The sequence below is a fragment of the Streptomyces flavovariabilis genome, assembly GCF_000725785.1.
Classification (GTDB): Bacteria; Actinomycetota; Actinomycetes; order Streptomycetales; family Streptomycetaceae; genus Streptomyces; species Streptomyces hawaiiensis.
Genome location: NZ_JNXD01000006.1, coordinates 471022 through 497660, shown reverse-complemented (window position 1 = coordinate 497660; position 26639 = coordinate 471022). Strand labels below are relative to the sequence as shown.

At 73.6% G+C, this 26639-nt stretch carries 27 protein-coding genes; 12 read left to right on the top strand and 15 right to left on the bottom strand.

Translation table 11 applies throughout. The features are described from left to right. Positions 1-70 precede the first annotated feature (70 nt). Positions 71-739, bottom strand: coding sequence for a TetR/AcrR family transcriptional regulator (locus IO24_RS0114435; RefSeq protein WP_037667850.1), 669 nt, complete (start codon positions 737-739; stop codon positions 71-73). A 128-nt stretch (positions 740-867) separates the two neighbouring features. On the opposite strand from IO24_RS0114435, the gene IO24_RS0114430 reads away from it, so the two are divergent. Further along, positions 868-1431 (top strand): NAD(P)H-dependent oxidoreductase, encoded by a 564-nt coding sequence (locus tag IO24_RS0114430; protein ID WP_031135707.1) that lies wholly within the window; start codon positions 868-870, stop codon positions 1429-1431. Positions 1432-1895: 464 nt separating this feature from the next. Here IO24_RS0114430 and IO24_RS0114425 read toward each other — a convergent pair whose 3' ends face one another. From IO24_RS0114425 to IO24_RS0114410, 4 genes are read right to left on the bottom strand one after another with little or no spacing between them, the layout of a single operon-like run. Next, positions 1896-3026: an XdhC family protein gene (locus tag IO24_RS0114425; RefSeq protein WP_031135706.1), complete on the bottom strand. Its 1131-nt coding sequence runs from the start codon at positions 3024-3026 to the stop codon at positions 1896-1898. Beyond that, on the bottom strand, positions 3019-5133 hold the full coding sequence (locus tag IO24_RS0114420) for a xanthine dehydrogenase family protein molybdopterin-binding subunit (RefSeq protein ID WP_031135704.1): 2115 nt from the start codon (positions 5131-5133) through the stop codon (positions 3019-3021). Before IO24_RS0114420 ends, IO24_RS0114425 begins: the two co-directional genes overlap by 8 nt. Beyond that, on the bottom strand, positions 5130-6122 hold the full coding sequence (locus IO24_RS0114415; protein WP_031135702.1) for an FAD binding domain-containing protein: 993 nt from the start codon (positions 6120-6122) through the stop codon (positions 5130-5132). Before IO24_RS0114415 ends, IO24_RS0114420 begins: the two co-directional genes overlap by 4 nt. After that, positions 6119-6664, bottom strand: a complete 546-nt coding sequence (locus tag IO24_RS0114410; protein WP_031135700.1) for a 2Fe-2S iron-sulfur cluster-binding protein — start codon at positions 6662-6664, stop codon at positions 6119-6121. The genes IO24_RS0114415 and IO24_RS0114410 overlap by 4 nt, the downstream gene beginning before the upstream one ends. 166 nt (positions 6665-6830) lie before the next feature. On the opposite strand from IO24_RS0114410, the gene IO24_RS0114405 reads away from it, so the two are divergent. Then, positions 6831-7409 carry a TetR/AcrR family transcriptional regulator gene (locus IO24_RS0114405; RefSeq protein WP_031135698.1) on the top strand — a complete coding sequence of 193 codons (579 nt, stop codon included), beginning with the start codon at positions 6831-6833 and terminating at the stop codon, positions 7407-7409. An 84-nt stretch (positions 7410-7493) separates the two neighbouring features. Here IO24_RS0114405 and IO24_RS0114400 read toward each other — a convergent pair whose 3' ends face one another. Further along, positions 7494-8399 (bottom strand): LysR family transcriptional regulator, encoded by a 906-nt coding sequence (locus IO24_RS0114400; RefSeq protein ID WP_031135696.1) that lies wholly within the window; start codon positions 8397-8399, stop codon positions 7494-7496. Positions 8400-8514: 115 nt separating this feature from the next. Between IO24_RS0114400 and IO24_RS0114395 the strand changes: the two genes are divergently transcribed. The 4 genes from IO24_RS0114395 (at position 8515) to IO24_RS0114380 (ending at position 12701) form a co-directional block, all read left to right on the top strand. Beyond that, positions 8515-8745, top strand: a complete 231-nt coding sequence (locus IO24_RS0114395) for a hypothetical protein (protein WP_031135694.1) — start codon at positions 8515-8517, stop codon at positions 8743-8745. A gap of 284 nt (positions 8746-9029) precedes the next feature. After that, entirely contained in the window at positions 9030-10004 is a 975-nt protein-coding gene (locus tag IO24_RS0114390; protein ID WP_031135693.1) for an alpha/beta hydrolase, read from the top strand. Between the two features lie 81 nt (positions 10005-10085). Next, on the top strand, positions 10086-11270 hold the full coding sequence (locus IO24_RS0114385; protein WP_031135691.1) for a helix-turn-helix domain-containing protein: 1185 nt from the start codon (positions 10086-10088) through the stop codon (positions 11268-11270). Positions 11271-11510: 240 nt separating this feature from the next. Further along, positions 11511-12701: a CaiB/BaiF CoA transferase family protein gene (locus tag IO24_RS0114380; RefSeq protein WP_031135689.1), complete on the top strand. Its 1191-nt coding sequence runs from the start codon at positions 11511-11513 to the stop codon at positions 12699-12701. A gap of 21 nt (positions 12702-12722) precedes the next feature. Here IO24_RS0114380 and IO24_RS0114375 read toward each other — a convergent pair whose 3' ends face one another. The 3 genes from IO24_RS0114375 to IO24_RS0114365 form a co-directional block, all read right to left on the bottom strand. Beyond that, the gene (locus IO24_RS0114375; protein WP_031135687.1) at positions 12723-13703 is read right to left on the bottom strand and encodes a TerC family protein; all 981 of its coding nucleotides are present in this window, start codon (positions 13701-13703) and stop codon (positions 12723-12725) included. Between the two features lie 84 nt (positions 13704-13787). Next, a complete protein-coding gene (locus tag IO24_RS0114370) occupies positions 13788-14432 on the bottom strand; it encodes a phosphoribosyltransferase (RefSeq protein WP_031135685.1) in 645 nt (214 codons plus the stop codon). A gap of 92 nt (positions 14433-14524) precedes the next feature. After that, entirely contained in the window at positions 14525-15184 is a 660-nt protein-coding gene (locus IO24_RS0114365) for a dienelactone hydrolase family protein (protein WP_031135683.1), read from the bottom strand. Between the two features lie 117 nt (positions 15185-15301). Here IO24_RS0114365 and IO24_RS0114360 point away from each other — a divergent pair, with 117 nt between their 5' ends. From IO24_RS0114360 to IO24_RS0114350, 3 genes are read left to right on the top strand one after another with little or no spacing between them, the layout of a single operon-like run. Further along, entirely contained in the window at positions 15302-16291 is a 990-nt protein-coding gene (locus IO24_RS0114360; protein WP_045297095.1) for a GlxA family transcriptional regulator, read from the top strand. Then, positions 16288-16890 (top strand): DJ-1/PfpI family protein, encoded by a 603-nt coding sequence (locus IO24_RS0114355; RefSeq protein ID WP_031135681.1) that lies wholly within the window; start codon positions 16288-16290, stop codon positions 16888-16890. The genes IO24_RS0114360 and IO24_RS0114355 overlap by 4 nt, the downstream gene beginning before the upstream one ends. A 58-nt stretch (positions 16891-16948) precedes the next feature. Further along, on the top strand, positions 16949-17404 hold the full coding sequence (locus IO24_RS0114350) for an archease (protein WP_031135679.1): 456 nt from the start codon (positions 16949-16951) through the stop codon (positions 17402-17404). A gap of 21 nt (positions 17405-17425) precedes the next feature. Here the strand turns inward: IO24_RS0114350 and IO24_RS0114345 are convergent, their stop codons facing one another. Continuing rightward, positions 17426-18445 (bottom strand): sigma-70 family RNA polymerase sigma factor, encoded by a 1020-nt coding sequence (locus IO24_RS0114345; RefSeq protein WP_031135677.1) that lies wholly within the window; start codon positions 18443-18445, stop codon positions 17426-17428. A gap of 107 nt (positions 18446-18552) precedes the next feature. Between IO24_RS0114345 and IO24_RS0114340 the strand changes: the two genes are divergently transcribed. Further along, positions 18553-19005 carry a YbhB/YbcL family Raf kinase inhibitor-like protein gene (locus IO24_RS0114340; RefSeq protein ID WP_031135675.1) on the top strand — a complete coding sequence of 151 codons (453 nt, stop codon included), beginning with the start codon at positions 18553-18555 and terminating at the stop codon, positions 19003-19005. 144 nt (positions 19006-19149) lie between these two features. After that, on the top strand, positions 19150-20409 hold the full coding sequence (locus IO24_RS0114335) for an MFS transporter (RefSeq protein WP_031135673.1): 1260 nt from the start codon (positions 19150-19152) through the stop codon (positions 20407-20409). A gap of 72 nt (positions 20410-20481) precedes the next feature. On the opposite strand, the gene IO24_RS0114330 is transcribed toward IO24_RS0114335, so the two are convergent. Continuing rightward, a complete protein-coding gene (locus IO24_RS0114330) occupies positions 20482-20910 on the bottom strand; it encodes a VOC family protein (RefSeq protein WP_031135672.1) in 429 nt (142 codons plus the stop codon). Positions 20911-21128: 218 nt separating this feature from the next. After that, positions 21129-21578 (bottom strand): hypothetical protein, encoded by a 450-nt coding sequence (locus IO24_RS0114325; RefSeq protein ID WP_031135670.1) that lies wholly within the window; start codon positions 21576-21578, stop codon positions 21129-21131. Positions 21579-21833: 255 nt separating this feature from the next. On the opposite strand from IO24_RS0114325, the gene IO24_RS0114320 reads away from it, so the two are divergent. Beyond that, complete coding sequence (locus tag IO24_RS0114320; RefSeq protein WP_031135668.1) at positions 21834-23024, top strand: SH3 domain-containing protein; 1191 nt, start codon at positions 21834-21836, stop codon at positions 23022-23024. A gap of 63 nt (positions 23025-23087) precedes the next feature. Here the strand turns inward: IO24_RS0114320 and IO24_RS0114315 are convergent, their stop codons facing one another. The 3 genes from IO24_RS0114315 to IO24_RS45155 form a co-directional block, all read right to left on the bottom strand. Continuing rightward, positions 23088-24641, bottom strand: a complete 1554-nt coding sequence (locus tag IO24_RS0114315; protein ID WP_031135666.1) for a serine/threonine-protein kinase — start codon at positions 24639-24641, stop codon at positions 23088-23090. Beyond that, on the bottom strand, positions 24638-25435 hold the full coding sequence (locus IO24_RS0114310; protein WP_031135664.1) for a hypothetical protein: 798 nt from the start codon (positions 25433-25435) through the stop codon (positions 24638-24640). The genes IO24_RS0114315 and IO24_RS0114310 overlap by 4 nt, the downstream gene beginning before the upstream one ends. 205 nt (positions 25436-25640) lie before the next feature. Beyond that, the gene (locus IO24_RS45155; RefSeq protein ID WP_031135662.1) at positions 25641-26561 is read right to left on the bottom strand and encodes an SCO2400 family protein; all 921 of its coding nucleotides are present in this window, start codon (positions 26559-26561) and stop codon (positions 25641-25643) included. Between the last annotated feature and the right edge of the window lie 78 nt (positions 26562-26639).

The window sequence follows — 26639 nt, the reverse complement described above, 5'->3', positions numbered from 1 at the left end:
CCCCAATGCGCGCTTCCGGCGGGGGAGTTGTGAGGAACGCGTGAGCGCTCACGGAGTGGAGCGCGGGTCGTCAGCGGGCGGTGCCCGCGCACGTCACCCGGTCGACCAGGTCGATCCAGGCGACCTCGAGGCGGGACAGCGGTATGCCGCGCTGCCTGGTCAGATGGTGGATCAGGGCCGGGTCGAGCTGTCCCATCAGCGTGTGGGAGAGGAGTTCGCAGTCCGCTTCGGGGACCGCCTGCCGCAGCAGCATCTCCATGTGGTGCCGCAGCACGCGGCGGGCGGGGACGACGTGGCGGCGGTTCGCGCCGGGTTCGGCCGCCAGTTGCAGCTCCAGCTCGTCGGCCGAGCGTCGCAGCATGGCGCAGCCGAACGCCCGCAGCCGCTCCACGGGGGGCGCGCCGGGCCCGAGTGGCGGCGGGCCGCCGAGGAACGCGGCCTGGAACTTCTTCTCGGAGTGGTCGAGCAGCGCCGTCAGCAGACCGGTGCGGTCGCCGAATCTGCGGAAGACCGTGCCCTTGCCGACACAGGCCTCGGCGGCCACCGCCTCCATCGTGACGGCCTCCGCGCCGCGCTCCGCCACCAGCCGCCCGGCGGCCTCCAGGAGCCGGGCGCGGTTGCGCGCGGCGTCGGCCCGCAGACATGGCTCGTCGTCCTGCGTGCCGGTGCCGAGCTGCAGCAGTTCAGGATGGTCGACGGGCTCCTGGGGCGTCGGGAAGGGCGGCGGGGCGGCGGACATGAAGCCAGCGTAAAGCATCGGGAACAAAACTGGACCGCGGTCCGGTTAGGATGCTAGAACGTTAAACGGACTCCGGTCCGGATGTTCAGCAGTGTCTTCAGAGCAGTGCCTCAGATGTGGGAGTCAGCATGTCCGTTCGTATCCTCGCCCTCGTCGGCAGCCTTCGCGCCGGTTCGCACAACCGCCAGCTCGCCGAGGCGGCCGTCAAGCTCGCCCCCGAAGGTGCCGAGGTGGACCTGTTCGAGGGTCTGGCCGAGATTCCCTTCTACAACGAGGACATCGACGTCGAGGGCAGCGTCCCGGCCGCCGCCGCGCGGCTGCGTGACGCCGCGAACGCCGCGGACGGCCTGATCCTCTTCACGCCCGAGTACAACGGGACCATCCCGGCCGTCCTGAAGAACGCCATCGACTGGCTGTCCCGCCCGTTCGGTGCCGGTGCCCTCAGCGGCAAGCCGGTCGCCGTGGTCGGCACCGCGTTCGGCCAGTACGGCGGTGTCTGGGCGCACGACGAGACCCGCAAGTCCGTGGGCGTGGCCGGTGGCAAGGTCCTGGAGGACGTCAAGCTGTCCATCCCCGGCTCGATGACCCGCTTCGCCGAGACGCACCCGGCCGACGACGCCGAGGTCGCCGAGCAGCTGACCGAGGTCATCGCCCGGCTGCACGGCCACGCCTCGGAGCCCGCCGCTGCCTGACCGTCCTCACCTCGCGCCCACGGAGGGGCCGCGGCCGGCAACGGCCCCGGCCCCTCCGGCATGCCGGTGCCGGACATTCCGCCGATCGGGCCGGAGCAGGCTCGGGACCCGGCCCGGCCAGACGCGCGACACGCCGGGCAGAAACCGAACCGGCCCAGGACGACAACGCGACACCCCGGGCAAGCCGCGAACCGGCCCACAACGACAGGCGACACCCCGGGCAAGCCCCGAACCGGCCCAGGACAGGCGCGCGGCGATGTGCTGGGGCCCGGCCGGCCCCGGCGTCCACGCGGCATCCCGGCCCCCGCCCGACCGAGCCCCGGCTCCCGCCCGGCCGCCCCGGGCCTGCCCGGCGAGGGGGCGGGGCCCGGTCGACCTCCCGGGCCGAGCCCCGTGCGAGAAGGCAGAGCACGGCCGAGGCGCCGTGCCTCCCGGGCAGACACCCGACCGGCCGGGGAGGGTCCTCAGGCCGGTTGCGGACAGGCCTCTCGCCCGGGCCTGTGGATCGGTGTGGCCGAACCGGTGAGCGGTGCTCCCGTGCCGCCGTGCCGTGCCGCGACGATCTCCGCCGCGATGGACACGGCGGTCTCCTCCGGCGTACGGGCTCCCAGGTCGAGGCCGATCGGCGACCTGAGCCGGGCCAGCTCGCGCTCGCTCACGCCCGCCTCTTGCAGCCGCCGGTTACGGTCCTCGTGGGTGCGGCGGGAGCCCATGGCGCCGACGTAGGCGACGGGCAGCCGCAGCGCCTCCGTCAGCAGGGGGATGTCGAACTTCGCGTCGTGGGTGAGCACGCACAGCACCGTACGTCCGTCGGTCTCGGTGCCCCGGAGGTAGCGGTCGGGCCAGTCGACGACGACCTCGTCGGCCTCCGGGAAGCGGGCCCGGGTGGTGAAGACGGGACGGGCGTCGCACACGGTGACGTGGTATCCGAGAAACCTGCCCGCCCGGACCAGGGCCGCCGCGAAATCGATCGCGCCGAAGACGATCATGCGGGGCGGTGGGACGGCCGACTCGACGAGCAGGGTCAGACCGCCGGGGCAGTGCGACCCGTCCTCGGAGAGTTCCACCGTGCCGGTGCGGCCGGTGTCGAGCAGGGCGCGGGCCCGGCCGAGCGCCGTGCGGTCCAGGTCCGGCACGCCGCCGAGGCCACCGTCGTACGAGCCGTCGGGGCGGGCCAGCAGGGCCCGGCCGAGGAGCCCGGCCGGGCCTCGGACCACCCGGGCCAGGGCCACCGGCTCGGCCCGGGCGGCAGCCGCCAGGGCGGCCTCCTCTACCGTACGACCACCCGCGAACGGGGTGATCATGACGTCGATGGTGCCGCCGCAGGTCAGCCCCACCGCGAAGGCGTCCTCGTCGCTGTAGCCGAACCGTTCGACGAGAGTCTCGCCGTCCTGGAGGGCCTGAACGCACAGGTCGTACACCGCTCCCTCCACACAGCCCCCGGAGACCGAGCCGATGGCCGTGCCGTCGGCGGAGACGGCGAGCGCGGCACCGGGCGGGCGCGGGGCGCTGCCGCCGACGGCGACGACCGTGGCGACGGCGAAGTCCCGGCCCTCCTCGATCCAGCCGTGCAGGGGCTCCGCGAGATCAAGCATCGCCGCCTGCCAGCAGCACGCGGTCGGGCCGGATCGGCAGGTCGCGGTGGCGTACGCCGGTCGCGTGCCACACCGCGTTGGCGACCGCCGCGGCCGCTCCCACGATGCCGATCTCACCGATGCCCTTGATGCCGACCGGGTCGTCCGGGTCGGGGTCGTCCACCCAGTCGGCCTCGATGTGCGGGACGTCGGCGTGCGCGGCGACGTGGTAGCCGGCGAGGTCGGCGCCGTAGAGGCCGCCACTCGTCCGGTCCCGGACGGCTTCCTCGTGCAGGGCCATGGAGATGCCCCAGGTCATGCCGCCGACGAACTGGTTGCGGGCGGTGAGCGGGTTGACGATCCGGCCGGCCGCGAAGATGCCCAGCATGCGGCGCACGCGGATCTCCCCGGTGGCGGGGTCGACGGCGACCTCGGCGAACTGCGCCCCGAACGAGTGCCGCTCCTTCTGGGTGAGGGCGCCGATGGCCTCGGCCGTGTTCGACCGTACGGTGATGCCCTCCGGCGGGATGTCGGCGCCCGGCGCGAGGCTGCGGCGCAGTTCCTCGGCGGCGGCCGTGACGGCCCAGCCCCAGGAGCGGGTGCCCATCGAGCCGCCGGCGATCATCGCGGCGCCGAGGTCACTGTCCCCGATCAGCACCAGGACGCGGTCCGTCGGCACGTCCAGGGCGTCGGCCGCGACCAGGGTGAGCGCGGTGCGGGCGCCGGTGCCGATGTCCGCGGCGTTGATCCTGACCGTGAAGGTGCCGTCGGCCTCCGCCGTCACGGCCGCCGTGGACGGCATGGCCATCGCGGGGAAGGAGGCCGCCGCGGTTCCTGTGCCGAGCAGCCAGCGCCCCTCCCGGCGGACGCCGGGCCGGGGGTCGCGGTCTGCCCAGCCGAACCTGCGGGCCCCCTCCCGGAAGCAGGCGATCAGGTTGCGGCTGCCGAACGGCAGTCCGGAGACCGGGCCCACCTCGGGTTCGTTGCGCACGCGCAGCTCGATCGGGTCGATGCCGCACTTCTCGGCGAGTTCGTCGAGCGCCGACTCCAGGGCGAACGAGCCCGGTGCCTCGCCCGGGGCGCGCATCCACGTCGGGGTCGGTACGTCGAGCGGCACGAGGCGGCTGACCGTGTGGTGGGCGTCGGCGGCGTACATCGACCGGCTCGCCCCGGCGCTCGGCTCGATGAACTCGTGCACGGTCGAGGTCTGGTTCAGGGACCGGTGCTCCAGGGCGCGCAGCCGTCCGTCCGGGTCGGCACCGAGCCTGACCCGCTGGGCGGTGGGGCTGCGGTAGCCGGCGAGCGAGAACATCTGCCGGCGGGTCATGACGACCCGGACCGGGCGCTGCAGGACGGTCGCGGCCATCACGGCGGCGACCTGGTGCGCGCGGGCGCCCTTGCTGCCGAAGCCGCCGCCGACGTGCTCGGAGCGCACCCGCACGGAGGCCGGGTCGAGGGAGAACAGGTTGGCGAGCTCACCGGCGACCCAGTTGGTGCCCTGGTTGGAGTCGACGACCTCCAGCCGGCCGCCTTCCCACAGGGCCGTCGCCGCGTGCGGCTCCATCGGGTTGTGGTGCTCCTCCGGGGTGGTGTACTCCAGGTCCACCACGACGGCGGACGCCGCGAGCTGGGCCTCCAGGTCGCCCTTCTCCACCGCGGCCGGCACGTGCCCGTCGACCGGGTGCGCCTCGGGCTCGCGCTCGGCGGAGAACGCCACGTCGTGGGGCTCCTGGTCGTAGTGCACCACGAGGGCCTCGGCGGCCTCCCTGGCCTGCTCGGAGGTCTCGGCGACGACCAGGGCCACCGGCCAGCCCATGTGGAGCACCCGGTCGTGCTGGAAGAGGCCGACGCTCGGGTCCGGCGGGACGCCCATGATGCCGATGTAGCCGGTGTCGACGCGCGGGGCGTTGTGGTGGTGCAGGACGGTGAGGACGCCGGGCATCCCGAGGACGGGTTCGGTGTCGATCGCGCGGACGCGGCCACGGGCGACGGTCGAGAGCACCAGCCAGCCGTGGGCGAGTTCGGCGAAGGGGATCTCGCCGGCGTAGCGGGCTGCTCCGGTGACCTTGTCGCGGCCTTCCACGCGCGTGTGCGCGCTGCCGACGGCTCCCCTGGTGGCGGTGGTCATCGGGCGGCCTCCTCGGCGAGTTCGCTGAGCACGGCCACGACGAGGTTGCGCATCAGGGTCACCTTGTATCCGTTGTGGGGCAGGGGCCTGGCGGCCGCCAGTTCGGCGTCCGCGGCGGCCGCGAAGGTCTCGGCGCCGGCCGGTGCGCCGGTCAGGACGCTCTCGGCGGTGCGGGCCCGCCAGGGACGGGAGGCGACGGCCCCGAAGGCCAGGCGGACGTCGTGCACGAGGCCGTCCCGGATGTCGAGCGCGGCGGCGACGGAGCCGATGGCGAAGGCGTACGAAGCGCGCTCGCGCACCTTGCGGTAGCGGGAGTTGGCCGCTGTGGCGGTGGGCGGCAGGGTGACGCCGGTGATGAGCGCGCCCGGCGGCAGGGCGGTCTCCCGCTGGGGTGTCTCCCCCACGGGGAGATAGAAGTCGGCGAGCGGCATCTCGCCCGGCCCGTCGGCCGTCTCGTACGACACCAGGGCGTCGAAGGCGGTCAGCGCCACGCCCATGTCGGACGGATGGGTGGCCACGCAGTGGTCGGAGGCGCCCAGGACGGCGTGATTGTGGTGCTCGCCGGTGAGGGCGGGGCATCCGCTGCCCGGATCGCGTTTGTTGCAGGGCGAGTTGACGTCGGTGAAGTAGCCGCAGCGGGTCCGCTGGAGCAGGTTGCCGCCGACGGTGGCCATGTTGCGCAACTGCCCGGAGGCACCGGCCAGCACCGCCTGTGCGAGTGCCGGGTAGCGGCGCCGGACCTCGGGGTGGGCGGCGAGGTCGCTGTTGGTGACGGTCGCCCCGATGCGCAGCCCGCCGTCCTCATCCGGCTCGACGTGGTTCAGGGGCAGTTCGCGTATGTCGACGAGCCGGGCGGGGCGCTCGACGCCGGTCTTCATCAGGTCGACGAGGTTGGTGCCGCCGCCCAGGAAACGGGCTTCCCCGTCGCCGTCGAGCAGCGCCACGGCGCCGGAGACGTCGTACGCCCGCTGGTAGCCGAACTCCCTCATGCCGCCGCTCCCTTCGTCTGCGCCGCGGCCCGGGCCACGGCCTGGACGATCGACACGTAGGCGCCGCAGCGGCACAGGTTGCCGCTCATGCGCTCGCGGATCTCCTCCGGGGTGAGCGGTGGTGGTTCCGCCTCGGGCCGGACGTCGCCGGTGACCGCGCTCGGCCAGCCGGCCGCGTGTTCCTCGATCACGGCGATGGCCGAGCAGATCTGACCCGGCGTGCAGTAGCCGCACTGGAAGCCGTCCAGGTCGAGGAACGCCTGCTGCACGGGGTGCAGTTGCTCGCCCTCGGCCACGCCTTCGATGGTGGTGATCTCGCGTCCTTCGGCGGAGATCGCCAGCTGGAGGCAGGAGACGGCCCGGCGGCCGTCGAGCAGAACCGTGCAGGCACCGCACTGGCCCTGGTCGCAGCCCTTCTTGGTGCCGGTCATGTCGAGTCGTTCACGCAGGGCGTCGAGGAGGGTGGTGCGGTGGTCGACGGTCAGCGTGTACTTCTCGCCGTTGACGGACAGGGTGAGGTCGCTGGACGTCGATGGGGGCATGGAAGCCTTCTCTCTCACATCGCGAGGTCGTGGGCGGGGTGTCCCTTGGGGCGGCGCGCCGATACGATGGAACAAGCGGACAGGTGTCCGCTTCTCGGGAAAACGTAACGGACACCTGTCCGCTTAAACAAGGGCCGGGTTTCGGCCACGGCCCCGAGGAGGGCGAGTGCGGCAGAAGAAGGACGCTCCGTTGCGCTCGGACGCGCAGCGCAACCGCGAGCGCATCCTGGAAGTGGCGCTGGAGGAACTGACGCGTTCGGCGGACGCCCCGCTGAGCGTGATCGCCAAGAAGGCGGGCGTCGGGCAGGGCACCTTCTACCGTCACTTCCCCACCCGGGAGGCACTGGTCCTGGAGATATACCGGCACGAGATGCAGCAGGTCGCCGACACCGCGGCGCCGCTGCTCGAGAGCCGGGAGCCGGACCGGGCACTGCGCGAGTGGATGGACCGGCTGGCACGGTTCGCCATGGCCAAGGCGGGCCTGGCCGACGCCATCCGCCAGGCCACCAGCGCACCGGGGAAGCCTGCGAAGCCGGGGCACGCCCCGGTGACCGAAGCGGCGGAACTCCTGCTCCGGGCCGCCGAAGAGGCCGGCACCATCCGCCCGGGCATCACCGCGAGCGACCTCTTCCTCGCCATCGGCGGCCTCTGGACGATGGATCCCCGCACCGACTGGCAACCCCGCGCCACCCGCCTGCTGGATCTCATCATGGACGCACTGCGCGTGGGGGCACCCGGACGGTGACGCGCGGCGCCTCCCGGGCCCGGGGGCAGACCTTCGGACAACTCACGCCCTTCGAGTGAGTGAGACCTTCGGCCACCGGGTGCTTCAGGCGACCGCCGTCGGCGCCAGGTTCCGTAGTTCCTCGAGTGCCGCCGCCACCGCCGGCCGGGCGTGGACGCCGGCGCGGGTGCAGGTCAGGAGCTTGCGATGCGGGTTGCCGGTGCAGCGGACCCGGGTGATCGGCAGGTGCGGGGTCAGGTGTGCCAGGCGCGGGATGAGGGCGACGCCGAGCCCGTGGGCGACCAGGTGGGCGGTGACGTTCCAGTCGAGGGCGTGATGGACCACCTCGGGGGTGAACCCGGCCGCGCCGCAGGCGGACAGGACGCGGGGGCGGCAGGGGCTCTCCTCCACCGGCGCGATCCACGCCTCCCGCGCCGCCTCGGCGAGATCGACCCGGGCCAGCCCCGCCAGCCGGTGCCCGTCCGGTACGACCAGGTCGAACGGGTCGTCGAGCAGTGGCCGCTGGTCGAAACGCGAGTCGCTCAGCGGCGGGTTGTGCGGGGTCGCTTCGATGACGGCCAGGTCGGTGGCACCCTCGAAGAGCAGGTCGAAACTCTCCGGGACACCCACCTCGGTGATCCGGACGGACAGCCTCGGATGCCGCTCCCCCAGCCGGGCCGCCATCGGCGCCAGCAGCACCGAGACGGCCATCGTGAAACCGGCCACCCGCAGCACTCCGGAAGGCGCCCCGTGGTCGGCCCGCAGATCGAGTTCGGCCTGGTCCCAGCGCGCCTGGATGGCATCGGCGTGCGCGAGCAGGCTTTCGGCGGCCGGGGTGAGCCGCACCCCGCGCCCCTGCGGCTCCAACAGGTCGACGCCCAGATCCCGGGCGAGCTGCCGGACCTGCTGCGAGGCGGCGGAGGGCGTGAAGTGCAGGGCTCGGGCGGCCGCGGTGACCGTGCCGTAGTGGGCGACCGCCCTCAGGACGTGGAGCCGGCGCAGGTCAATCATGAAGGCCAGGCTTCACAGTGACGTCCACAAAGTCAACCTGGACGTGTACGGACTCCTGAACGCACCCTGGCTGTGTCGCGACGACCGACCAGCCACGACGAACGAGGAGTCAGTCATGCCGAGCGCCGACGCCACCACCACCTGCCCGCACTGCGGCTGGCCGGACGGGGGCGAGCCGTTCCGGGTGCTGTCCCGGCACACCACCGCGACCGGCCACACGGAGTGGACCCGCTGCGGATGCGGCTCGCTCCAGGTCCGGGTCGCCGACGGTCGCGGCACGCGCGTCGTATCGCGCAGCGGGCCGGTTCCGGCCCGGGCCGACGCGGCGATCCGCTGCCGCCGCTGACCGCCCACGCCCCCGGCGGGCGCAACCGGCGCACCACCACGTTCGCCACCTGCGCGTATCTTGGTGGCGCCGTCGGCTCACGGCGGGGGCACGGGCGGGTACGGCAGCGCTCAGAGGGCCTCGGGGATGCGCGCCGGTCGCCGCGCGAACCGCGGTGGTCTCACCCGTCACCGCGGCGCCACCCGCCGTACGGCGGGCAGCTCCCGCCACCCGGCGGCGTCCGCGGACGGGGCCCTGGACGGACCATGGCCGCACGAGCCGCCGCGACCTCGTCAGGAGACGCCATGACGTACGTTCCGCCCCCGTTCGATCCCGAACTCGCCGCCGCCCTGGAGCTGATCAAGGACATGATCAGTCCGGGGCTGACGCCGGACGAGATCGCCGAGGTGCGCCAGGGCCCGGGCATACAGATGCTGGCCGAGCTGGATCTGACCATGGGCGGGGCGTTCGAGGTGGAGGACCTGCAGGTGCCGGGGCCGCAGGGCGAGCCGGACATCTCCCTGCTGATCTGCCGCCCGGCCGTGCCGGAGCACGCCGGGCCGCGTCCCGTGATCTACCACGTGCACGGCGGCGGCATGATCATCGGGAACAACCGGGTGGGGGTGGACGTCCCGCTGGCATGGGCGCGGGCACTGGACGCGGTCGTGGTGTCGGTGGAGTACCGGCTGGCGCCCGAGCATCCGCATCCCGCGCCGGTCGAGGACGTGTACGCCGGGCTGCTGTGGACGGCGGACCACGCCGCCGAACTCGGGGCCGACCCCGAGCGGATCGTCATCGCGGGTTCGAGCGCCGGCGGCGGGCTGTGCGCGGCCCTGGCCCTGCTCACCCGGGACCGCAAGGGGCCGCAGCCGATCGGGCAGGTGCTGATGTGCCCGATGCTCGACGACCGCAACGACACGCCCTCGACCTATCAGATGGCGGGTCTCGGGGTGTGGGACCGCACCGCCAACGAAACCGGCTGGAACGCGCTGCTGGGCTCGCGCCGCGGCGGCCCCGACGTACCGGCGTACGCGGCACCGGCCCGGGCCGAGGACCTGACGGGGCTGCCTCCGGCCTTCCTCGACGTCGGCTCGGCGGAGACCTTCCGCGACGAGGTCGTCGCCTACGCGTCGCGCATCTGGCAGGCCGGCGGGGTGGCCGAACTGCATGTGTGGCCGGGCGGCTTCCACGGTTTCGACGGGTTCGCACCTCAGGCGGCGGTGTCGCAGGCGGCTCGCGGGGCGCATGTGGCATGGCTGCGGAGGTTGTTGGGGGTGTGAGGGGCCGCGCGCGGCGGGCCCCGGTGAAGCCGTCGAACGCCGACCGCCCGCGAACGGGGCCGCATACCGCACCATGGGCCCATGAAAGAGCTGGCCGGGCGGCTGACCGCCCTCGATCCGGATGCCGGTGCGGCGGTCCGGGTCATCGCCTACTTCGACCGTCTGGCCGAGTCCAGGGCCGGGGTGGAGGCACTCGTGCGCGGTGCCGCGGTACTGGCCGGCTGCCCGGCCCGGCTGGAGGATCCGGAGCGGCGCGTGCACGTCCGGGTGGAGGCCGACGGCATCCGGCGAGACGCCGGGCCCCCGCCGGACCCCGCCTGGCCGTCGGCGCCGCTGAGCCCCGAGGGTGCCGGGGCGCTGTGGCTGGAGCGGACCGAGGCAGGGCCGGGCGCGGTGCGCGCAGAGCCCACGCGGGTGGAGACCGAGCCCCTCGAAGCCGCTCCCAGCGTCGTCGACGCCGTGATTCTCGAGCGGGCCGCCGGCGCGCTGCGGGGCGTTCTCGACCGGACCCGAGGCCGGGCCCCGGCCGACGATCCTGCGCTGGTCGAGACGCTGCTCGACGCCACCGCCCCAGAACAGGCGCGTGTGCGCGCCGCCCGGCGCCTCGGGCTGGATCCCGCCGCCCCGGCCCGGGCCGTCGCACCGCTGAACGAGCGGCCGCGGGTCATCTCCGGGGCGGTCCCGGCCCGGGGTCCGGCGCGTGCGGATGCCACTCCCCCGTTCACCGTTCTCCGCGGCACCGTGGACGCCGGTCCGGGCGGCGCCCCCGCCCGGACCGAACGCGCGGACCCGGCAGCCGGACAGGCCGGGCCGCGCTCCGGCACCGGTCCCCCCGCCGAACGGCTCGGCGTCGGCCCCGCCGTCCCCGTGCTGGAGCTGCCCCGCTCCTGGGCCGAGGCCCGTACCGCCTTGCGGTTCACCGCCGAGGGCACTGCACAGGACCCCGGGCCGCGGGTCGTGTACGCCGACGAGCTGGGCGGTGTCGCCCTCCTCGCCGATCTCGTCGCGCCGGGCTCCGAGCCGCCGCCCGACGTCCGTGCCCTGGAGAGCGCCGCAGCGACCGCCCCGTGGTTGCCGGCCACCCTGCACGCGGTCGCGTTCACGGCGAGCCTGCGGGCGGCCGCCGCCGGGATCAACGTCCACCACTCCACGCTCCAGGACCGTCTCACCCACGCCGAGCACCTTCTCGGCTGGCCGATACGCACCCCGCAGGGCCGGCTCCGGCTGCAACTGGCCCTCGCGATGCGCCGGCTGGCCCGGCCGTGAGTGCCGTACGCCCGGCCGTGAACGCCGTACACCCGGCCGCATCCGCCGCACGCCCGGCCTCGTCCGCCACGGGCCGCCCAAGGCCTGCATCGCGTCCATGACGGCCGCACCCCACCGGCACCGCCACCCGCCGAACCGTCCTGCGGCGTGATCGGGATCGCGCCGGTGGCCCGCCCGGCCGTCCCTTCCCTGCGGCAGACTGTCCGAGCGCCCCCCGTACACGATTCAGGAGCTTGAGGCATGAGCGTGCAGCGGTATCCCCTGGCCGGGGTCACGGTGGTCAGTCTGGAGCAGGCCGTGGCCGCGCCCTACGCCACCCGGCAGCTCGCCGACCTGGGTGCCCGGGTGATCAAGGTGGAGCGGCCGGGCGGCGGCGACTTCGCCCGCCGGTACGACACGACCGTGCACGGCCACTCCAGCTACTTCGTCTGGCTCAACCGCTCCAAGGAGTCCCTCACCCTCGACCTGAAGGACCCCCGCGGCCACGAGATCCTGCACGACCTCCTCGACGGCGCCGACGTCTTCGTGCAGAACCTCGCCCCGGGCGCCGCCGCCCGCCTCGGTCTGGACGCCGCGACCGTCACCGGGCGCCGCCCGGGCCTGATCCCGTGCACGATATCCGGCTACGGCACGACCGGTCCCTGGGCCGGCCGCAAGGCCTACGACCTGCTCGTGCAGTGCCAGACCGGGCTGGTGTCGCTGACCGGGACCCCGGAAGGGACCGCTCGGACCGGGATCTCCGTCGCCGACATCGCCGCCGGGATGTACGCCTACAGCGGCATCCTCACCGCCCTGTACACGCGTGCCACCACCGGCGAGGCGCACCCCGTGGAGGTCTCCCTGTTCGAGGCGCTCGCGGAGTGGATGGGCCAGCCCGCCTACTACACGCGGCACGGCGGCACCCAGCCCCCGCGTCTCGGCACGCAGCACGCCACCATCGCGCCGTACGGGACGTACACGGCGGCGGACGGCAAAGAGGTGCTGTTCTCCATCCAGAACGAGCGGGAATGGGCGGCCCTGTGCGGCGAGTTCCTCGGCCGGCCGGAACTGGCCGACGATCCGCGGTTCGCCACCGGCTCCGACCGCGTCGGCCACCGCGAGGAGCTCAACGCCGTCGTCGCCGAGCGTGTCGCCCGCTCCGGCTCCGGCGAGATCCTCCAGGACCTGGAGCGCATCGGCATCGCCTGCGCCGGGGTCAATGACGTCGCCGCCTTCCTGGACCACCCCGTGCTGGCCGCCCGTGGCCGCTGGAGCGAGGTCGAGGTGCCGGGCGCCACCGTGGAGGCCCTGCTCCCGCCGGCCGACCTCGCCGGCGTGCCCGCGCGCATGGACCCGGTGCCGGCGGTGGGCGAGCACACCGAGGCGATCCTCACCGAACTGGGCCGCACCACCGAGGAGGTGGCGGCGCTCCGCGCGGACGGCGTCGTCTGACGACGGGCACTCCCCGGCCGGCTAGCGCGACTCCGCGGCCGGCCGGTCCGCCGCCTCGGCTTCCTGCTTCCTCGACGCGCGCAGGCTGGTGAACGTCGTCACGGCGAGGACCAGCACGATGAAGCCCAGCGAGAACGGGATACCGATCTCCGGGACGTGCACGCCCGACTCGTGCAGCGCGTGCAGCACCAGCTTCACACCGATGAAGCCGAGGATGATCGACAGACCGTAGGAGAGGTGGACCAGCTTCTTCAGCAGGCCGCCGATGAGGAAGTACAGCTGGCGCAGGCCCATGAGGGCGAAGGCGTTCGCGGTGAACACGATGTACGGGTCCTGCGTCAGGCCGTAGATGGCCGGGATGGAGTCGAGGGCGAACAGCACGTCGGTGGAGCCGATCGCGAGCATCACGACCAGCATCGGGGTCATGATGCGCTTGCCGTTCTCGGTGATGAACAGCTTCGTGCCGTGATAGCGGTCGGCCACGCCGAAGCGCTGTTCCGCCATCTTCAGCAGCTTGTTCTCCTGGTACTCCTCCTCGTGGTCCTGCTTGCGCGCGTCCTGGACGAGCTTCCACGCGGTCCAGATCAGGAACGCGCCGAAGAGGTAGAAGACCCAGGAGAAGGTGGAGATGATCGCCGCGCCGGCCGCGATGAACACGGCCCGCAGCACCAGGGCCACCAGGACGCCGATCATCAGCACCCGCTGCTGGTACTGCGAGGGCACCGCGAACTTCCCCATGATCAGGACGAAGACGAAGAGGTTGTCGACGCTGAGCGACTTCTCCGTGATGTACCCGGCGAAGAACTCGCCGGTGGGCCCGCTCCCACCGAAGTACCACAGCCCCACGCCGAACAGCACGGCCAGGACGACCCACACCACCGACCACGTCCCGGCTTCCCTGATGGACACGTCGTGCGGCTTGCGGCCGATGAAGAAGTCGACGGCGACGAGCACGCACAGGGCTGCCACGGTCAGCAGCCACACGGACAGCGAGACGTTCACTTGGTACTCCTGATGCAGGTGTGGGGAAGGGACATCGTCGTCCGTGTGGCTTGTTTCCGCCAGTCCTGCCAGGTGAACAATGGATCACAGCTGCACGTGCAGCGCCTCCAGGACGTCCTGGTCCGTCAGTTGGTCGAAGTTCTCGTACCACAGGCCCACGGCCATGAACGCGGCCGGCAGGTGCAGGCAGATCACCTCGTCGGCCTCGGCGCGCATCAGCCCGGCCCCCTCCGGGGAGCACACGGGCGCGGCCAGCAGCACCTTCCCGGGTGCCTGACGGCGTACGAAGCGCAGCGCGGCGCGGGCCGTGGAGCCGGTCGCCAGGCCGTCGTCGACGACGATCACGGTCCGTCCGCGCAGGTCCGGGGCGGGCCGGCCCTGCCGGTACAGCCGCTCACGGCGCCGCAGTTCGGCGCGCTCCCGCTCGATGACGGGGGCGAGGGCGGCCTCGCCGACACCGAGGTGGCGCAGGGCGTCCTCGTCGAGGAGCGGCACCTCGTCCCCGGCCATCGCGCCGACCCCGAACTCCTCCTGGTGGGGAGCCCCGATCTTCCGTACGACGAGCACGTCGAGCGGGGCGCCCAGCGCGTCGGCGACCTCGCGCGCCACAGCGACACCGCCGCGGGGCAGGGCGAGGACGAGGGGATCGGGCAGGGCGCCCTCGCGCTGCCGGGTGCGCAGTGTTTCGGCCAGTTCCTCACCGGCCTGCCGGCGATCACGGAACCGCATGACGGTCACCTCTGCTTCCCGCACGGAGAGGGGCTCCGGCCGGTCCGGGTTCCGCGTACCCCCGGGTTCGCCGGACGATGCACGCCGACGGGTCAGCGGCCCGGGGCGGTCCGTATCTGCTCGTCGCACCACTGCCGGGCGGCCTCGGTGACCTGGTCGAGTGCCCCCGGTTCCTCGAAAAGGTGGGTGGCGCCGGGCACCACGTGGAGGGCGGTCGGCACGGGCAGGCGCCGGGCCGCCTCCTCGTTGAGCCGCAGCACGTGCGCGTCCCGGCCCCCCACGATCAGCAGCACCGGCGCCCGCACGGCGTCCAGGGCGTCGCCCGCCAGGTCGGGCCGTCCGCCCCGCGAGACGACCGCCCGTACCCGGTCGGGGCGTTGCGCGGCGGCCGCCAGGGCCGCGCCCGCGCCGGTGCTGGCGCCGAACAGGACGACGGGCAGGCCCGAGGTGTCCGGCTCCCGCGCCAGCCAGTCGAGGGCGGCCACCAGCCGGCGGCCCAGCAGGGAGATGTCGAAACGGAGTTCGGCGGTGCGGGCGTCCTGCCGTTCCTCCTCCTCGGTGAGCAGGTCGATCAGCAGGGTGCCGAGCCCGGCGGTGCGCAGTCCGGCGGCGACCTCTCGGTTGCGGGGACTCTGCCGGGAGCTGCCGCTGCCGTGCGCGAACAGCACGAGCGCGCGGGCGTCGGGCGGCAGGGTCAGATCGCCGATGAGGCCTGCGCGGCCGGCGGGCAGGGTGACCGTCCGGGAGATCATCGTCAGCCTCCTCTCCCCCGGTTCCCGTGGTACCCACGTCGCGGTGGGCGTCCCATGGCGCGATCTGTGGGATGCGTGTCGTTGACGCCATGGTGCGGGCCGTTGGAGCGTGAGGGCGTGACCGATCGCCGTATCGTCTTCGTCGTCTTCGACGGCTTCCAGCCGCTCGATCTCACCGGCCCGCACGAGGTGTTCCACAGCGCGGGCGAGTACGCCTGCGCGGTCGTGGCCCCCCGGGCCGGACCGGTGCGCTCGGAGAGCGGGCTGCTCGTGCACGCCGGGCACGGCGTCGCTGACCTCGACCCGGCCGGGACGGACACCCTCGTGGTGGTCGGGGGCCGGGGCGTGGACCGGGCCCGGGAGGACCCGGACCTGGTCGCCTGGGTCGCCGCCGCAGCGGCCGGTGCCCGGCGGGTGGCCTCGGTGTGCAGCGGGGTGTTCCTGCTGGCCGCCGCGGGGCTGCTGGACGGGCGGCGGGTCACCACGCACTGGGCGCGGGAGGAGCAGCTGGCCCGGGAGCATCCCGAGGTGCGCGTGGACTGCGACCCGGTCTTCGTCCGGGACGGGCGGATGTGGACGTCGGCAGGAGTGACGGCCGGGATGGATCTGGCGCTCGCCCTGGTGGAGGACGACCTGGGCCGGGACATCGCGCACGAGGTGGCCCGCCGGCTGGTGCTGTTCCTGCGCCGCCCGGGCGGCCAGTCGCAGTTCAGCGTGGCGCTCTGGTCGCGGCAGCCGGCGACGGACCCGGTGCGGGCCGCCGTCGCCGCGATCCACGCCGATCCGGGCGCCCGGCACGACATCGCAGGCCTCGCCGCGCACGCCGGGCTGAGCCCGCGTCATCTGCAGCGCCGCTTCACCGCCGAGCTGGGCGCGCCGCCGGCGGCGTACGTCGAGCGGGTACGCGTCGAGGCGGCCCGGCGGGCGCTCACGGACGGGGACGAGCCCGTCGAGGCCATCGCCCGTCGCTGCGGCTTCGCCACCGCCGAGACCCTGCGCCGCACGTTCCACCGCCGGCTCGGTGTCGCGCCGTCGGACTACCGCGCCCGGTTCCGCTCCACCGCGGGACCCCTGACAGATTCCGCAGAGGAAGGAACAAGCACATGACGACCTACGGCCTGCTGGTCTTCGAGGACGCCGAGGAGCTCGACTTCGTGGGGCCCTGGGAGGTGTTCACCGTCTCGGCCCGGCTCCGGGACGGCGCCGACACGGCCGTGCTCGTCTCCGAGCACCCCGGGCCCGTGCGCTGCAACAAGGGCCTGCGCGTCCTGCCCGACCACTGTCTCGACGACCATCCGCCGCTGGACGTGCTGCATGTGCCGGGTGGGCGGGGCGCGCGCGAGGTCCAGCTGCACAACCCGGTGGTCACCGGCTGGATCGGGAAGACGGCGGAGCGGGCCGCGTGGGTGCACGGCGTGTGCACGGGCACGTTTCTGCTGCATGCCGCCGGACCCGCCCGGGGCTGCCGGGTGGCCACGCACTGGAGCCACGAGGACGCCCTGGAGGCGCGGGGGGATGTGACGGTGGTCCGGGACGCCCGTTACGTGGTCGACGGCAACCTGGTCACCAGCCAGGGCGTCTCGGCCGGTATCGACAGCGCGTTGTGGCTGGTCGGGCGGCTGCACGGCCGTGAGCACGCGCGGGCGGTACGGCGCTGCATCCAGTACGACCCGGCGCCGCCGTACCTCGCGGACGAGCCCGTCTGATCCAGGCGTCGGCGCGCCGGGGCCGCATGGGTGGGCGAGCCTCGGGCAGGTGATGTTCATGGGCGGCGACACGGGCGACGGCGGGCAAGGGCGGCAGCCGGGCGAGTGCGGGCACCGGGCGGTGCCGCATCCTGGCGATATCCGGATCGAGGCGTGGGCGGCATGCCGGGAGCATTGTCTGGCCGAGGCCGTCCTGGCGATGGTGGAGTCCTTCGCGGACGTCTCCGGTGTGCGGCCCACGGCCGTGGACCGGGTGCGGCTGTCCGAGGCCAGCGACGACGACCTGCTCGCCTCGCTGCTGGACGAGATCATCTTCCGGCTGGAGGCGTACGGGCAGGTGCCCGTGGACGTGGAGGCGGACGAGGCCGACGGCGGCCTGGACGTACGGCTGGCGGTCACCGGTATCGCGGACGTGGAGATCACGGGAGCGGTTCCGACGGCGGTGGCGTGGAACCGGCTGCGGATCGGGCCGGATCCGTACGGGTGGTCGTGTGCGGTGACGGTCGACGCCTGACCCCGGCGGGGTGGTGAGGAGTCAGCCCGCCCAGGCCACCAGCCGTTCGCGGTTGCCCGGCTCCCGCAGCCGGGCGAGCGACTCCTTCTCCAGCCGGCGCACCCGCTCCCGGGTCAGACCGACGCGCCGCGCGACCTCGGTGAGGGTGCGGGTGTGACCGTCGTGCAGCCCGTAGCGCAGGCTGAGGATCATGGCCTCGCGGGGCGCGAGCGTGCCGACGGCCTCGCGGAGTTCCTCGGCGAGCGCCCGGAACTCGGCCACCTCCGGGGCCCGGAGCACCTCGGTGTCCGCGATGAGGTCGCCGACCACGGTCTCGCCCTTCTCGTCCACCGGCGTGTCCAGGCTGACGGCGTCCCGCCCGACGTGGCGCAGCCAGCCGATCCGGTCCTCGGCGAAGCCGCTGGCCCGGGCCACTTCCCCGACGCTCGGCTCACGCTCCAGGTCGAGGCGCAGCCGCCGCTCGACCTTGGCGATCTTCTGCAGCTGCTCCACGACGTGCATGGGCAGCCGGACGGAGCGCGCGTGCGCGGCGAGTCCCCTTTCGATCGCCTGGCGGATCCACCAGGTCGCATACGTGGAGAATTTGAAGCCCTTGGTGTGGTCGAACTTCTCCACGGCCCGGATCAGCCCCAGGTTGCCCTCCTGGATGACGTCCAGCAGCGGCAGGCCGCGATGGGCGTGGCGTTTGGCCATCGACACCACGAGCCGGAGGTTGGCCCGGACCATGTGGTCCTTGGCCGCCTGCCCGTCGCGGACGGCCTCCTCCAGTTCCCGGCGCCGCTGTGCCGCGAGGTCGTGTTCACCGGCGTCGGCCAGGTCCAGTTCCGCCAGCGCCCGCAGGCCGGTCTCCATCCGCCGGGCCAGCCGAACCTCGTCCTCGGCGGTGAGCAGCGGGGTCGCCGAGATCTGCGCGAGGTACTGGCCGAGGAGGTCCGGTTCCTCGTCGGGCTCGGGGAGGCGGCTGCGCAGCCGGGCGGTGCGGGCGGGGGCGCGGCGGTCCTGCCGGGCTTCGTCCGCGGGGTTCTCTGCGAGGGGAGACATCGTCGGGTTCCTCACTCCCCCGCCTCGTTCGGCTCGCCCCGCCGGGTACCCAGGGGCTTCGGCCCCCAACCGTGTGCCCCGGCGCCCTCGGGGGTACCCCGGGCGGCATGACCGGCATCGAACTCAGCAGCAACGCGTTCAACGACCACTCCTTCATCGCGCGTCGGCACGCGTACGAGGGACCGAACGTCTCTCCCCCGCTGACCTGGAGCGGTGTACCGGACGACGCGGCCGAACTGGTCCTGCTGTGCGAGGATCCCGACGCCCCGTCGGGCACCTTCGCGCACTGGGTCGTGGTCGGCATCGACCCGCACAGTGACGGCGTCGAGGCCGGGCAGAGCCCACCGGGCGGCACGGAACTCGTCAACGGCTACGGGCAGCACGGCTGGGGCGGCCCCCATCCCCCGCCGGGGGACGACGCCCACCACTACGTCTTCCGGCTCTACGCCCTGTCCGAACCGTGTGTCCTGCCCGACGCGCCGCGCGCGGACCAGGTGCACGAGGAGGCCGGGAAGCGCCGCCTCGCGGACGGGACGCTGGTGGGGCTGTACCAGCGCTGAACCCCGCACCCCGACTGCCGTCACGCCACAACGGTTGGTTGTGGCACGGATGCCGGGCGGTTGTTTGCGCGGCACTTCGGGTTCTCGCTTGGATGACTCCCGGACAACACCGGGTTGTCCAAAAGAGCGGGGAGTGCGCCGGGGATGGCGGGCAGACGGTCGCTGGGGCGGCGGTTTCGGTGGCTGTGGGGCGCGTACGCGGTCAGCACGGCCGGCACATGGCTCGCGTTCGACGCGTTCGCCCTGATCGCGGTCCTGGCGCTGGACGCCGGACCGACGCAGGTGTCGCTGCTGGCCGCGGTGGGACCGGCGGTCGGCGCCGCGGTGTCGGTACCCCTCGGGCCGTGGGTGGAGGTCCGCCGCAAACGGCCGGTCATGATGGCGACGGACCTGGTCCGGTGCGCGGTGCTGCTGAGCATCCCCGCGGCCTTCGCGCTGGGCCGGCTGAGCTTCGGCCAGCTCGTGCTGGTGTCGGTGGCCGTCGCGGCGGCCGACATCACCTTCAACGCGGCGGCCGGGGCGTTCCTGAAGGACCTGCTGCCGCGGCAGGACCTGCTCGTGGCGAACGGACGGTTCGAGGCGACGACCTGGACCGCCAGCATGGTCGGCCCGCCGCTGGGCGGAGCCGCGATCGGCCTGTTCGGCCCCGTGGCGACGGTGGTGGCCGACGCGGCGAGCTATCTGCTGTCGGCGTTCGGCATCCGGGCGATCGGCGACGCCGAGAAGCAGCGTCCACGACCGGAACCCACGGTGACCCGGGCCGGGGACCTGCTGGAAGGCTGGCGCCACATCCTGGCCGATCCGGAACTGCGCCCGCTGTTCTTCAACACCCTCCTGGTCAACTCCCTGATCATGGCGGCGTCTCCGCCGCTGCTGATCCTGATGGTCGACGACCTGCACTTCGCGCCCTGGCAGTACGCCCTCGCCTTCGCGGTGCCCTGCACCGGCGGCCTGCTCGGCTCCCGTCTGGCCCCGCACCTCGTCGCGCGCCACGGCTCGCACCGGGTCCTGCTCGCGGCGGGGGTTCTCCGGGTCTGCTGGCCGATCGGCCTGGCCTTCACCGGCCCCGGCACGCCCGGCCTGGCCCTGGTCATGCTGGTGGAGTTCGGCCTGATCACCTGCTGCGCCGTCTACAACCCGGTCCTCGCCACGCACCGCCTCGACCGCACCCCCACGGGCCGGGTCACCCGCACCCTGTCCGCCTGGTCGGCCACCAGCAAGGCCACCACCGCGACGATGACCGCCCTGTGGGGCGTTCTGGCCGCCCGGACCGGCCCCCGCACGGCCATCGCACTGGCCGGTGTCCTGCTCCTCGCCACGCCGCTGCTGCTTCCCCGCCGCGGTCCCGCGCCGGGGGCCGGTCCTGAACAGGCCCCCGCGGCGGTGGAGCCGGACGGCGGCTGACCGCCACGGCCCGCTCGGCCGGTCCGGGACGGAAGCGGCAGCGCCTCCGCCCCGAACCGGCCGGGCTCGGGCTCAGACCGCCCCGGGCACGTCCTCGGTGACCCCGTTCAGCTCGGAGGCCGGATCCGTGCCGTACGGACGGGTGATGATCTCCAGGCCGTGGCCCGCCGGATCGAGGAAGTAGACGCCCCGGCCGCCGTCATTGCGGTTGATACGGCGCGGGTGTTCGCCGCGCGGGTCGGCCTGGATGGGGACACGGACCTTGACGAGGCGGGCGAGGGCCTCGTCGAACTCGTCCTCGGAGACGAGGAACGCGTAGTGCTGCATGGGGATGTCGGAGTCGATGGTGAGGAAGTCCAGCGTGACGCCGTTGGCGGTCGTCACCGGCAGGAACATACCGGCCGGTGCCCCGACCTCCAGTCCCAGGATCTCCGCGAGGAAGTGAGCGGACTTCTCCCGGTCTCGGGACAGGACGATGGTGTGATTGAACTCGACTGACACGGTTGAATGCCTCCACGGGCATCTCCGCGGCGCCTCCATGCCTCACCCGGGCGGTGACCGGCACGCGATGCCGCGCGGTGATCGTAGACAGGGGGCAAGCGGGTCGTCGAGCGGTTTTCGGCCGTGTCCGAAGTGCGCCCACCGACGTCTGCGGCTGGGCCGGACGCGCGGCAAGCGCGTGCACGACCCGGCCGCAGGCGTGTGGCGTCCGGTGCGGCTCAGTACCAGCCGGTGTTCACCAGGTCGTGGCCGTCGCACGAGAGCAGGGCGCGCGAGACCCGGCCGTTGAGGTTGTTGCCCATCTTCGTGTAGGCGTAGTTGATGCCGGAGTCGACGGTCTCGGAGACCCAGCCGTCGTTGCGGCCCGCGCCGTTGTCGGAGCGCTGCAGCACGGCCGCACAGCCGGGCCGGGAGTTCTCGATCCGGGCGAACGAGCCGCACTTGTCGGAGTAGAAGTACTTCAGGGCCATGCCCTCGGCGTACTGGGTGGGCCCGATCTGGCGGAACGTGCCCGTGCAGAACGAAGTGGTCGGGTACTGCCCCTCCATGCCGTAAAGCCCGTAGTTGCCGCCCGAGAACGGCTGGGCCTGGGCGGTGGCCGGAAGGAACGCCATCACCGCGGCGGCGCCCCCCGCGGCCAGCACTGTCGTGAGTGATCGGCGGCTCATGAGCCCTCTTTCGTGTGTCGGCGGGTGAAGTCGTGCGCGGCGACCGGCCCTCGGGTCGGCCGTCGCTCGCTGGTCGTGACCGTACGGGGCGTCACGCACCGCCGACACCTGACACTTATCAGGGTCGAAGCCGCAGGTCGCTCTGGTCTGCCGGAGCCCTGACATTCGTCAGGACCGCCCGCCGGCCCGGGCTCCTATCGTGGCGCCGTGGGCCAAGGTCCCGTCGGACAACCGGCCGATCCAGGAAGGGCAACCATGCGCATGCTCCTGCGCGGCGCCGCCGCGCTCGCGGCCGTCGTCACGGTCGCGTCACTCACGAGCGGTGCTGCGGCACACCCCCGCACGGAACGGGCCGCCGGGACCGTCCCGTCCTCCGAAGCCGCCCAGATCCCGGCCGGTGTCACCGCCGGCGTCGCCGTCTTCGACCGCGAGGCCGGCACGTTCACGGAACAGGTCAACGACAGCGCGCAGTTCCGGTCCGCCTCCGTCGTCAAGCTCCTGCTGGCCCTTGACTTCCTGTGGAACCGCGGGCCCGACTACACCATCCCCGCGGCCGACCGCGCCCGGCTGGAGCCGATGCTGCGCGGAAGCGACGACGACGCCGCGAACCACTACTGGTCGACGTACGGCGGCTCGGCGATCATCAAGCGGATGCTCGACCGGCCTGCGCTCGGTCTGCGCGACACGGCGGCGCCGCCCGCCGAGTACGCGGGCTACTGGGGCTACACGGCCATGTCCGCCCGCGACACGGTGGCGGTCTACCGGTACATCCTGGAGAAGGCGCCCGCGCCCGTTCGCACCTTCATCATGGACAACCTGCGGCGCTCCACCCGCTGTTCCTCCACCGACCACTTCGACCAGCACTTCGGCATCGCGGGGTCTTTCGACCGGCCCTGGGCGGTGAAGCAGGGCTGGGCCGGGAAGTACGGGAACGGCACGTGCGGCTCCGGGGCGGAGTCCGCGCGAACGCAGGCGGAGTCGGCCGCCCCCGCCCCCCGTGCCGCCGCGGGCGTGGACCTCACCCGCCCCGCCCTGCACACCACCGGCACGGTGGGCGCGGACGACCGCACGATCGTGGCCGTGCTGACACTGCACCCCGTCGGCACGTCGTACGGCAAGGCGTACACCGACATCGGCCGGCTGACCCGCTCGCTGAACGTGCCGGGCGGGGTACGGCCCGCCGGGACCTGGTTCGGCACCTGGGGCGAGCTCGTGAGCGTCCGCGAGGGCCCGACCACGGGCGACGACCGGATCACCCGGCTCCCCGCCGGGGTCGAGGTGCTGGTGGGCTGCCAGACCCGGGGCCAGGTGGTCGACGTGCCGCCCTACACCAACGAGTGGTGGGCCTATCTGCCCCAGTACGGGGGCTACATGTCCAACATCTACATCAGCTCGCCGGACAACCGGCTGCCGAACGTCCCGGAGTGCGGCTCGCCGCGGCCGTGACGGGAACGGGGGACGAGCGGTGGGCGGGGCCGAGGCCCCGCCCACCGCTCGCTTTCGTGCGGCTCAGCCCTCGTACTCGGCGAGGTAGCGCAGCACCGTGTCCACGTGCGGCCGTACCCGCTCAGGTACGCCGCGCTCCTCGATGACCGTCCGGTCACTGGTGCGGTAGCCGGCCGCGACGAGCGCGGGAAGGTCCTTCTTCGGCAGCCCGGCCTGCTTGAAGCGCTGGTCGAGCCAGCACACGTACAGGCTCATGGTGGCGATCGCGTCCGGCGGCGACATGTGGTCCTTGTCGCCGTCACCGTCCCCGTCGACGGCCCAGGCCCGGAACACCGACGGCGTCCACATGGCGATGCCGTACTCCTCGCTCTCCGGACGGGAGGCCTTCGCGTCGAAGTTGCTCTCCGCCTTGATCAGCGCGGCGAGCAGGGCGGGCGTGATCTCCTCGTCGGTGCAGCGGTGGGCCGCGCGGGCGATGACGGGGCGCAGCGCCTCGGGTACGTCGGAGTTCTCGGGGATCTCACCGGCCGGCGGGCTGGGCGTACCGGTGACGACGGGGGTGTCGCGGTCCAGGTCGTCGTCCTGGGTGTCGCCGCCTCCGCCGAGCAGGGCCGCCCCGGCGACCGCGGCGGCGGCCAGGACGACGAGCCCGGCCGCGGCAGCGGGCACCAGGCGTCTTCGGCGGCGGTGCGGGCCGCCGGTGGCGGCCTCGACCCGGGCGGCGACGCTGTCGGCCGTGTGCGGGAGACGGGCGGCGTGGTCCGGGGCCAGGCAGTCGGCGATCAGCCGGCGCATGTCCTCGCCGAGGCCGGCGTCGAGCCGCAGGGGCGCGGTGCCGCGTGCGTAGGTCTGGGCGGCGAGCGACCGGGCCCGGGCCGTCGCGCCCGGGAAGGGGTGGAGTCCGCCGGTGAGGACCTGGTGGGCGAGGACGCCGAAGGCCCAGATGTCGGCGGTGGGCCGGACGACGGCGCCCTTGGTGCCGGTGCGCTGGGACCACCACTCGGGCGGCAGGTGGTCGAGGGTGCCGAGCGGCGGCAAGTGGGCGTGCGTGCCGTCGAGTTCGGTGGCCAGGCCGAAGTCCGCCAGCCACACCTGGCCGCCCGGGCCCAGCAGCACGTTGGCGGGTTTGAGGTCACCGTGCACCCATCCGGCGTCGTGCATGTGGGCGAGCCCGGCGGCGACTCCGCGCAGGACGCGGTCGGCGTCCGTGATCGGCCCGCCCGTCCCGGCGGCGTCCAGCGCGTCCTTCAGGCTGGCCTCGGCCCGGTCCATGACCAGCGCGATCGCGCCGTCCAGGGCGGGCAGTTCCGGTGCCTCGACCGTGCACACGGCGTGAGTGCGGACGAGGTGGGGGTGGTCGGCCTCCGCGCTGAACCTGACCTCCCGCGCCACGAGTTCACCGAGCGCCTCGCGCTGCCCGGGCCCCAGGGCGCCGGTCGGGAGGACCTTCACCGCGACGGTCGTGCCGTCGGCGACGGTACGGGCCTCGTACACGGTCCCCCAGCCGCCGGAGCCGATGACCGCGCCCACTTCCCACCCTTCGATGCGGAAGCCCTCCGGGAGGCCGGGCGGGCGGGGCGCTTCCAGCTCGTCGTCCCGTTCGTCCGGCGTCGTCATACGCCGGCCTCCTGCGGGTCGGCGAGGCGGCCGGCGCCGCGGGGCGGCAGCAGACCGAGGTGCTCCTCGCGGACCAGGCCGAAGCGCAGGGCGAGGGAGGCGAGCCGGGTGCGCTTGGCGCCGGTACGGCCGCCGTCGGCCGCGGCCGTGGCCTCCTCGCCGAGGTCCAGGCGCAGTTTGGCGAAGGCGAGGTAGTCGATGTGGTAGTTGACCGCGGAGCGCGTCAGGTCCCGGCAGGACTCCAGCGGCCGCAGCCGCTCCACGATCTGGCCGACGCCGGGCAGTGCCGAGTCGGAGGGGTCGCGCAGGCGCGGTTCGCACAGGGCCACCAGGACGAGGAAGTACTTCGACGTCGGGTCCAGGGCGAAGGGGTGGACGGTCTGGTCGCCGCCGCCCGGCACGGACTGCTCACCCAGATAGGCATGCTGGGGTGCGAACACCTTGAACGTGGCGGTACCCGACAGGGCGGGCAGCACCACGCGGGAGAACTCGAAGGGCACGGGCGAGCCGAGCCGCCCGGGTGCGACGGTGAGGTACTCGCCCGCCCCCTCCAGGTTCTCCACCACGTACGACACACTGCGGCTGAAGTTGGACAGCCGCCAGTAGTCCCCCGCCGCTTCCAGTTGCCCGGCCCGGCGGGAGATGCCGGGGTCGGTCAGGACGATGCGCACTCCCGCTCCGCCGCGTCCGAAGTCCGCGATGTCGCCCGGCCCCAGGTGGATCAGTTCGGGACTGCCCGTCTCGCCCGCACCCCATGGAGTGGTTCCGGGCAACTGCACGATGATCGTTTCCACGCGGACTCCCCCGCTGATGTCGCCCCCGATTTGGTCGCGAGGATTGTACGGTCGGCTTCCGCTTGCCGCGGAGCCGGCCGGGCCGCCTCAGGGGGCGGTTTCCGGGCGTTGCGCGACGAGCTCGGAGACGGTCGTACGGGGTCTCGCGGTTCCGGTCCGGCAGGGCGGCTGCGCGCGGCCACCGGTTCTCGGCGCCCGCGTGCCCTCAGCCGAGGCAGATGACGAGCAGGCAGAGCTCCTTGGGCTTCGCGTCGGAGGGAGTCGTCCCGGGCGCGGTGGCCGCCGCGGGCGGGGGTGTCGAGGGGGACGCCGGCTGCTGGGCGTCCGTGTCGGAGCCGGACCCGGCGGTCGGCGGCGTCGTCGGCTCGGTGGCCTTCGACACGGACGAACCCGCGGTGCCGGTGGCCGTGTCGACGGTGTCCGGGACGGTCTTCCGCCGGGGCGCGGTCGTCAGCGGCAGTTCGCGGGGCGCGGCGGCCGCGTCCGTCCGCGTGTCGGCCGGCATGGTGCGGGGATCGGCGGCCCGGGACTGCTGGTGACGTGAGGCGCGGTCGGCGTGCGACGGGGCCGTGGGGGTGGGCGCGGAGCGGGGGGTGTCGGCCTGGCTCGACGTCGGTTCGGTGTACGTCGGCGCCTCCCCCGCGGCGCCGCCCATGGCGGAGTCCTGCGGCGTCGCGGCCGCCTGCGTGCCGGGTTTCGCGTTCCCGTTCATCGCGGCGACGGTCAGACCGCCTCCGACGAGCGCGACCGCCGTCGCGACCACGGCCCGGCGCTGGTTCTTCTTCCAGCGGGCCATCTGACGGCGACGGGCCGCCCGCCCCTGCGGCCGGGCTTCGAAGCCCTCGGCCGTGCCGGTGTCAGGGGAGCCGTACCCGTCGGACGAGCCGTCACCGGGACCCTGCTGCGTACGCGCGGGGGTCTCGTCCCAGACGGTGCCGTCGTGCCAGGTGTCCGTGGCGGCCGGGTGCTCCCAGGCGGCCGGTCCGCCCGGGGCCGTGGCGTGCGCGGGGGCCGGGCGGACAGGGCCGTCGGCGGCACGGGGGTCGATGTCCGGGGCGTAGGCGCCGCACCCCGGGCAGACCAAGGCGCCGTTGAGGTGCCGACGGCACGAGGAGCAGTAGTCCATGTGTGGTTTTCCCGATCTGGCTGTTCCGGCGGCTCGCCGGCCGCGCCCTGGTCACGTTCGCACGTGGGATCGAGCCGT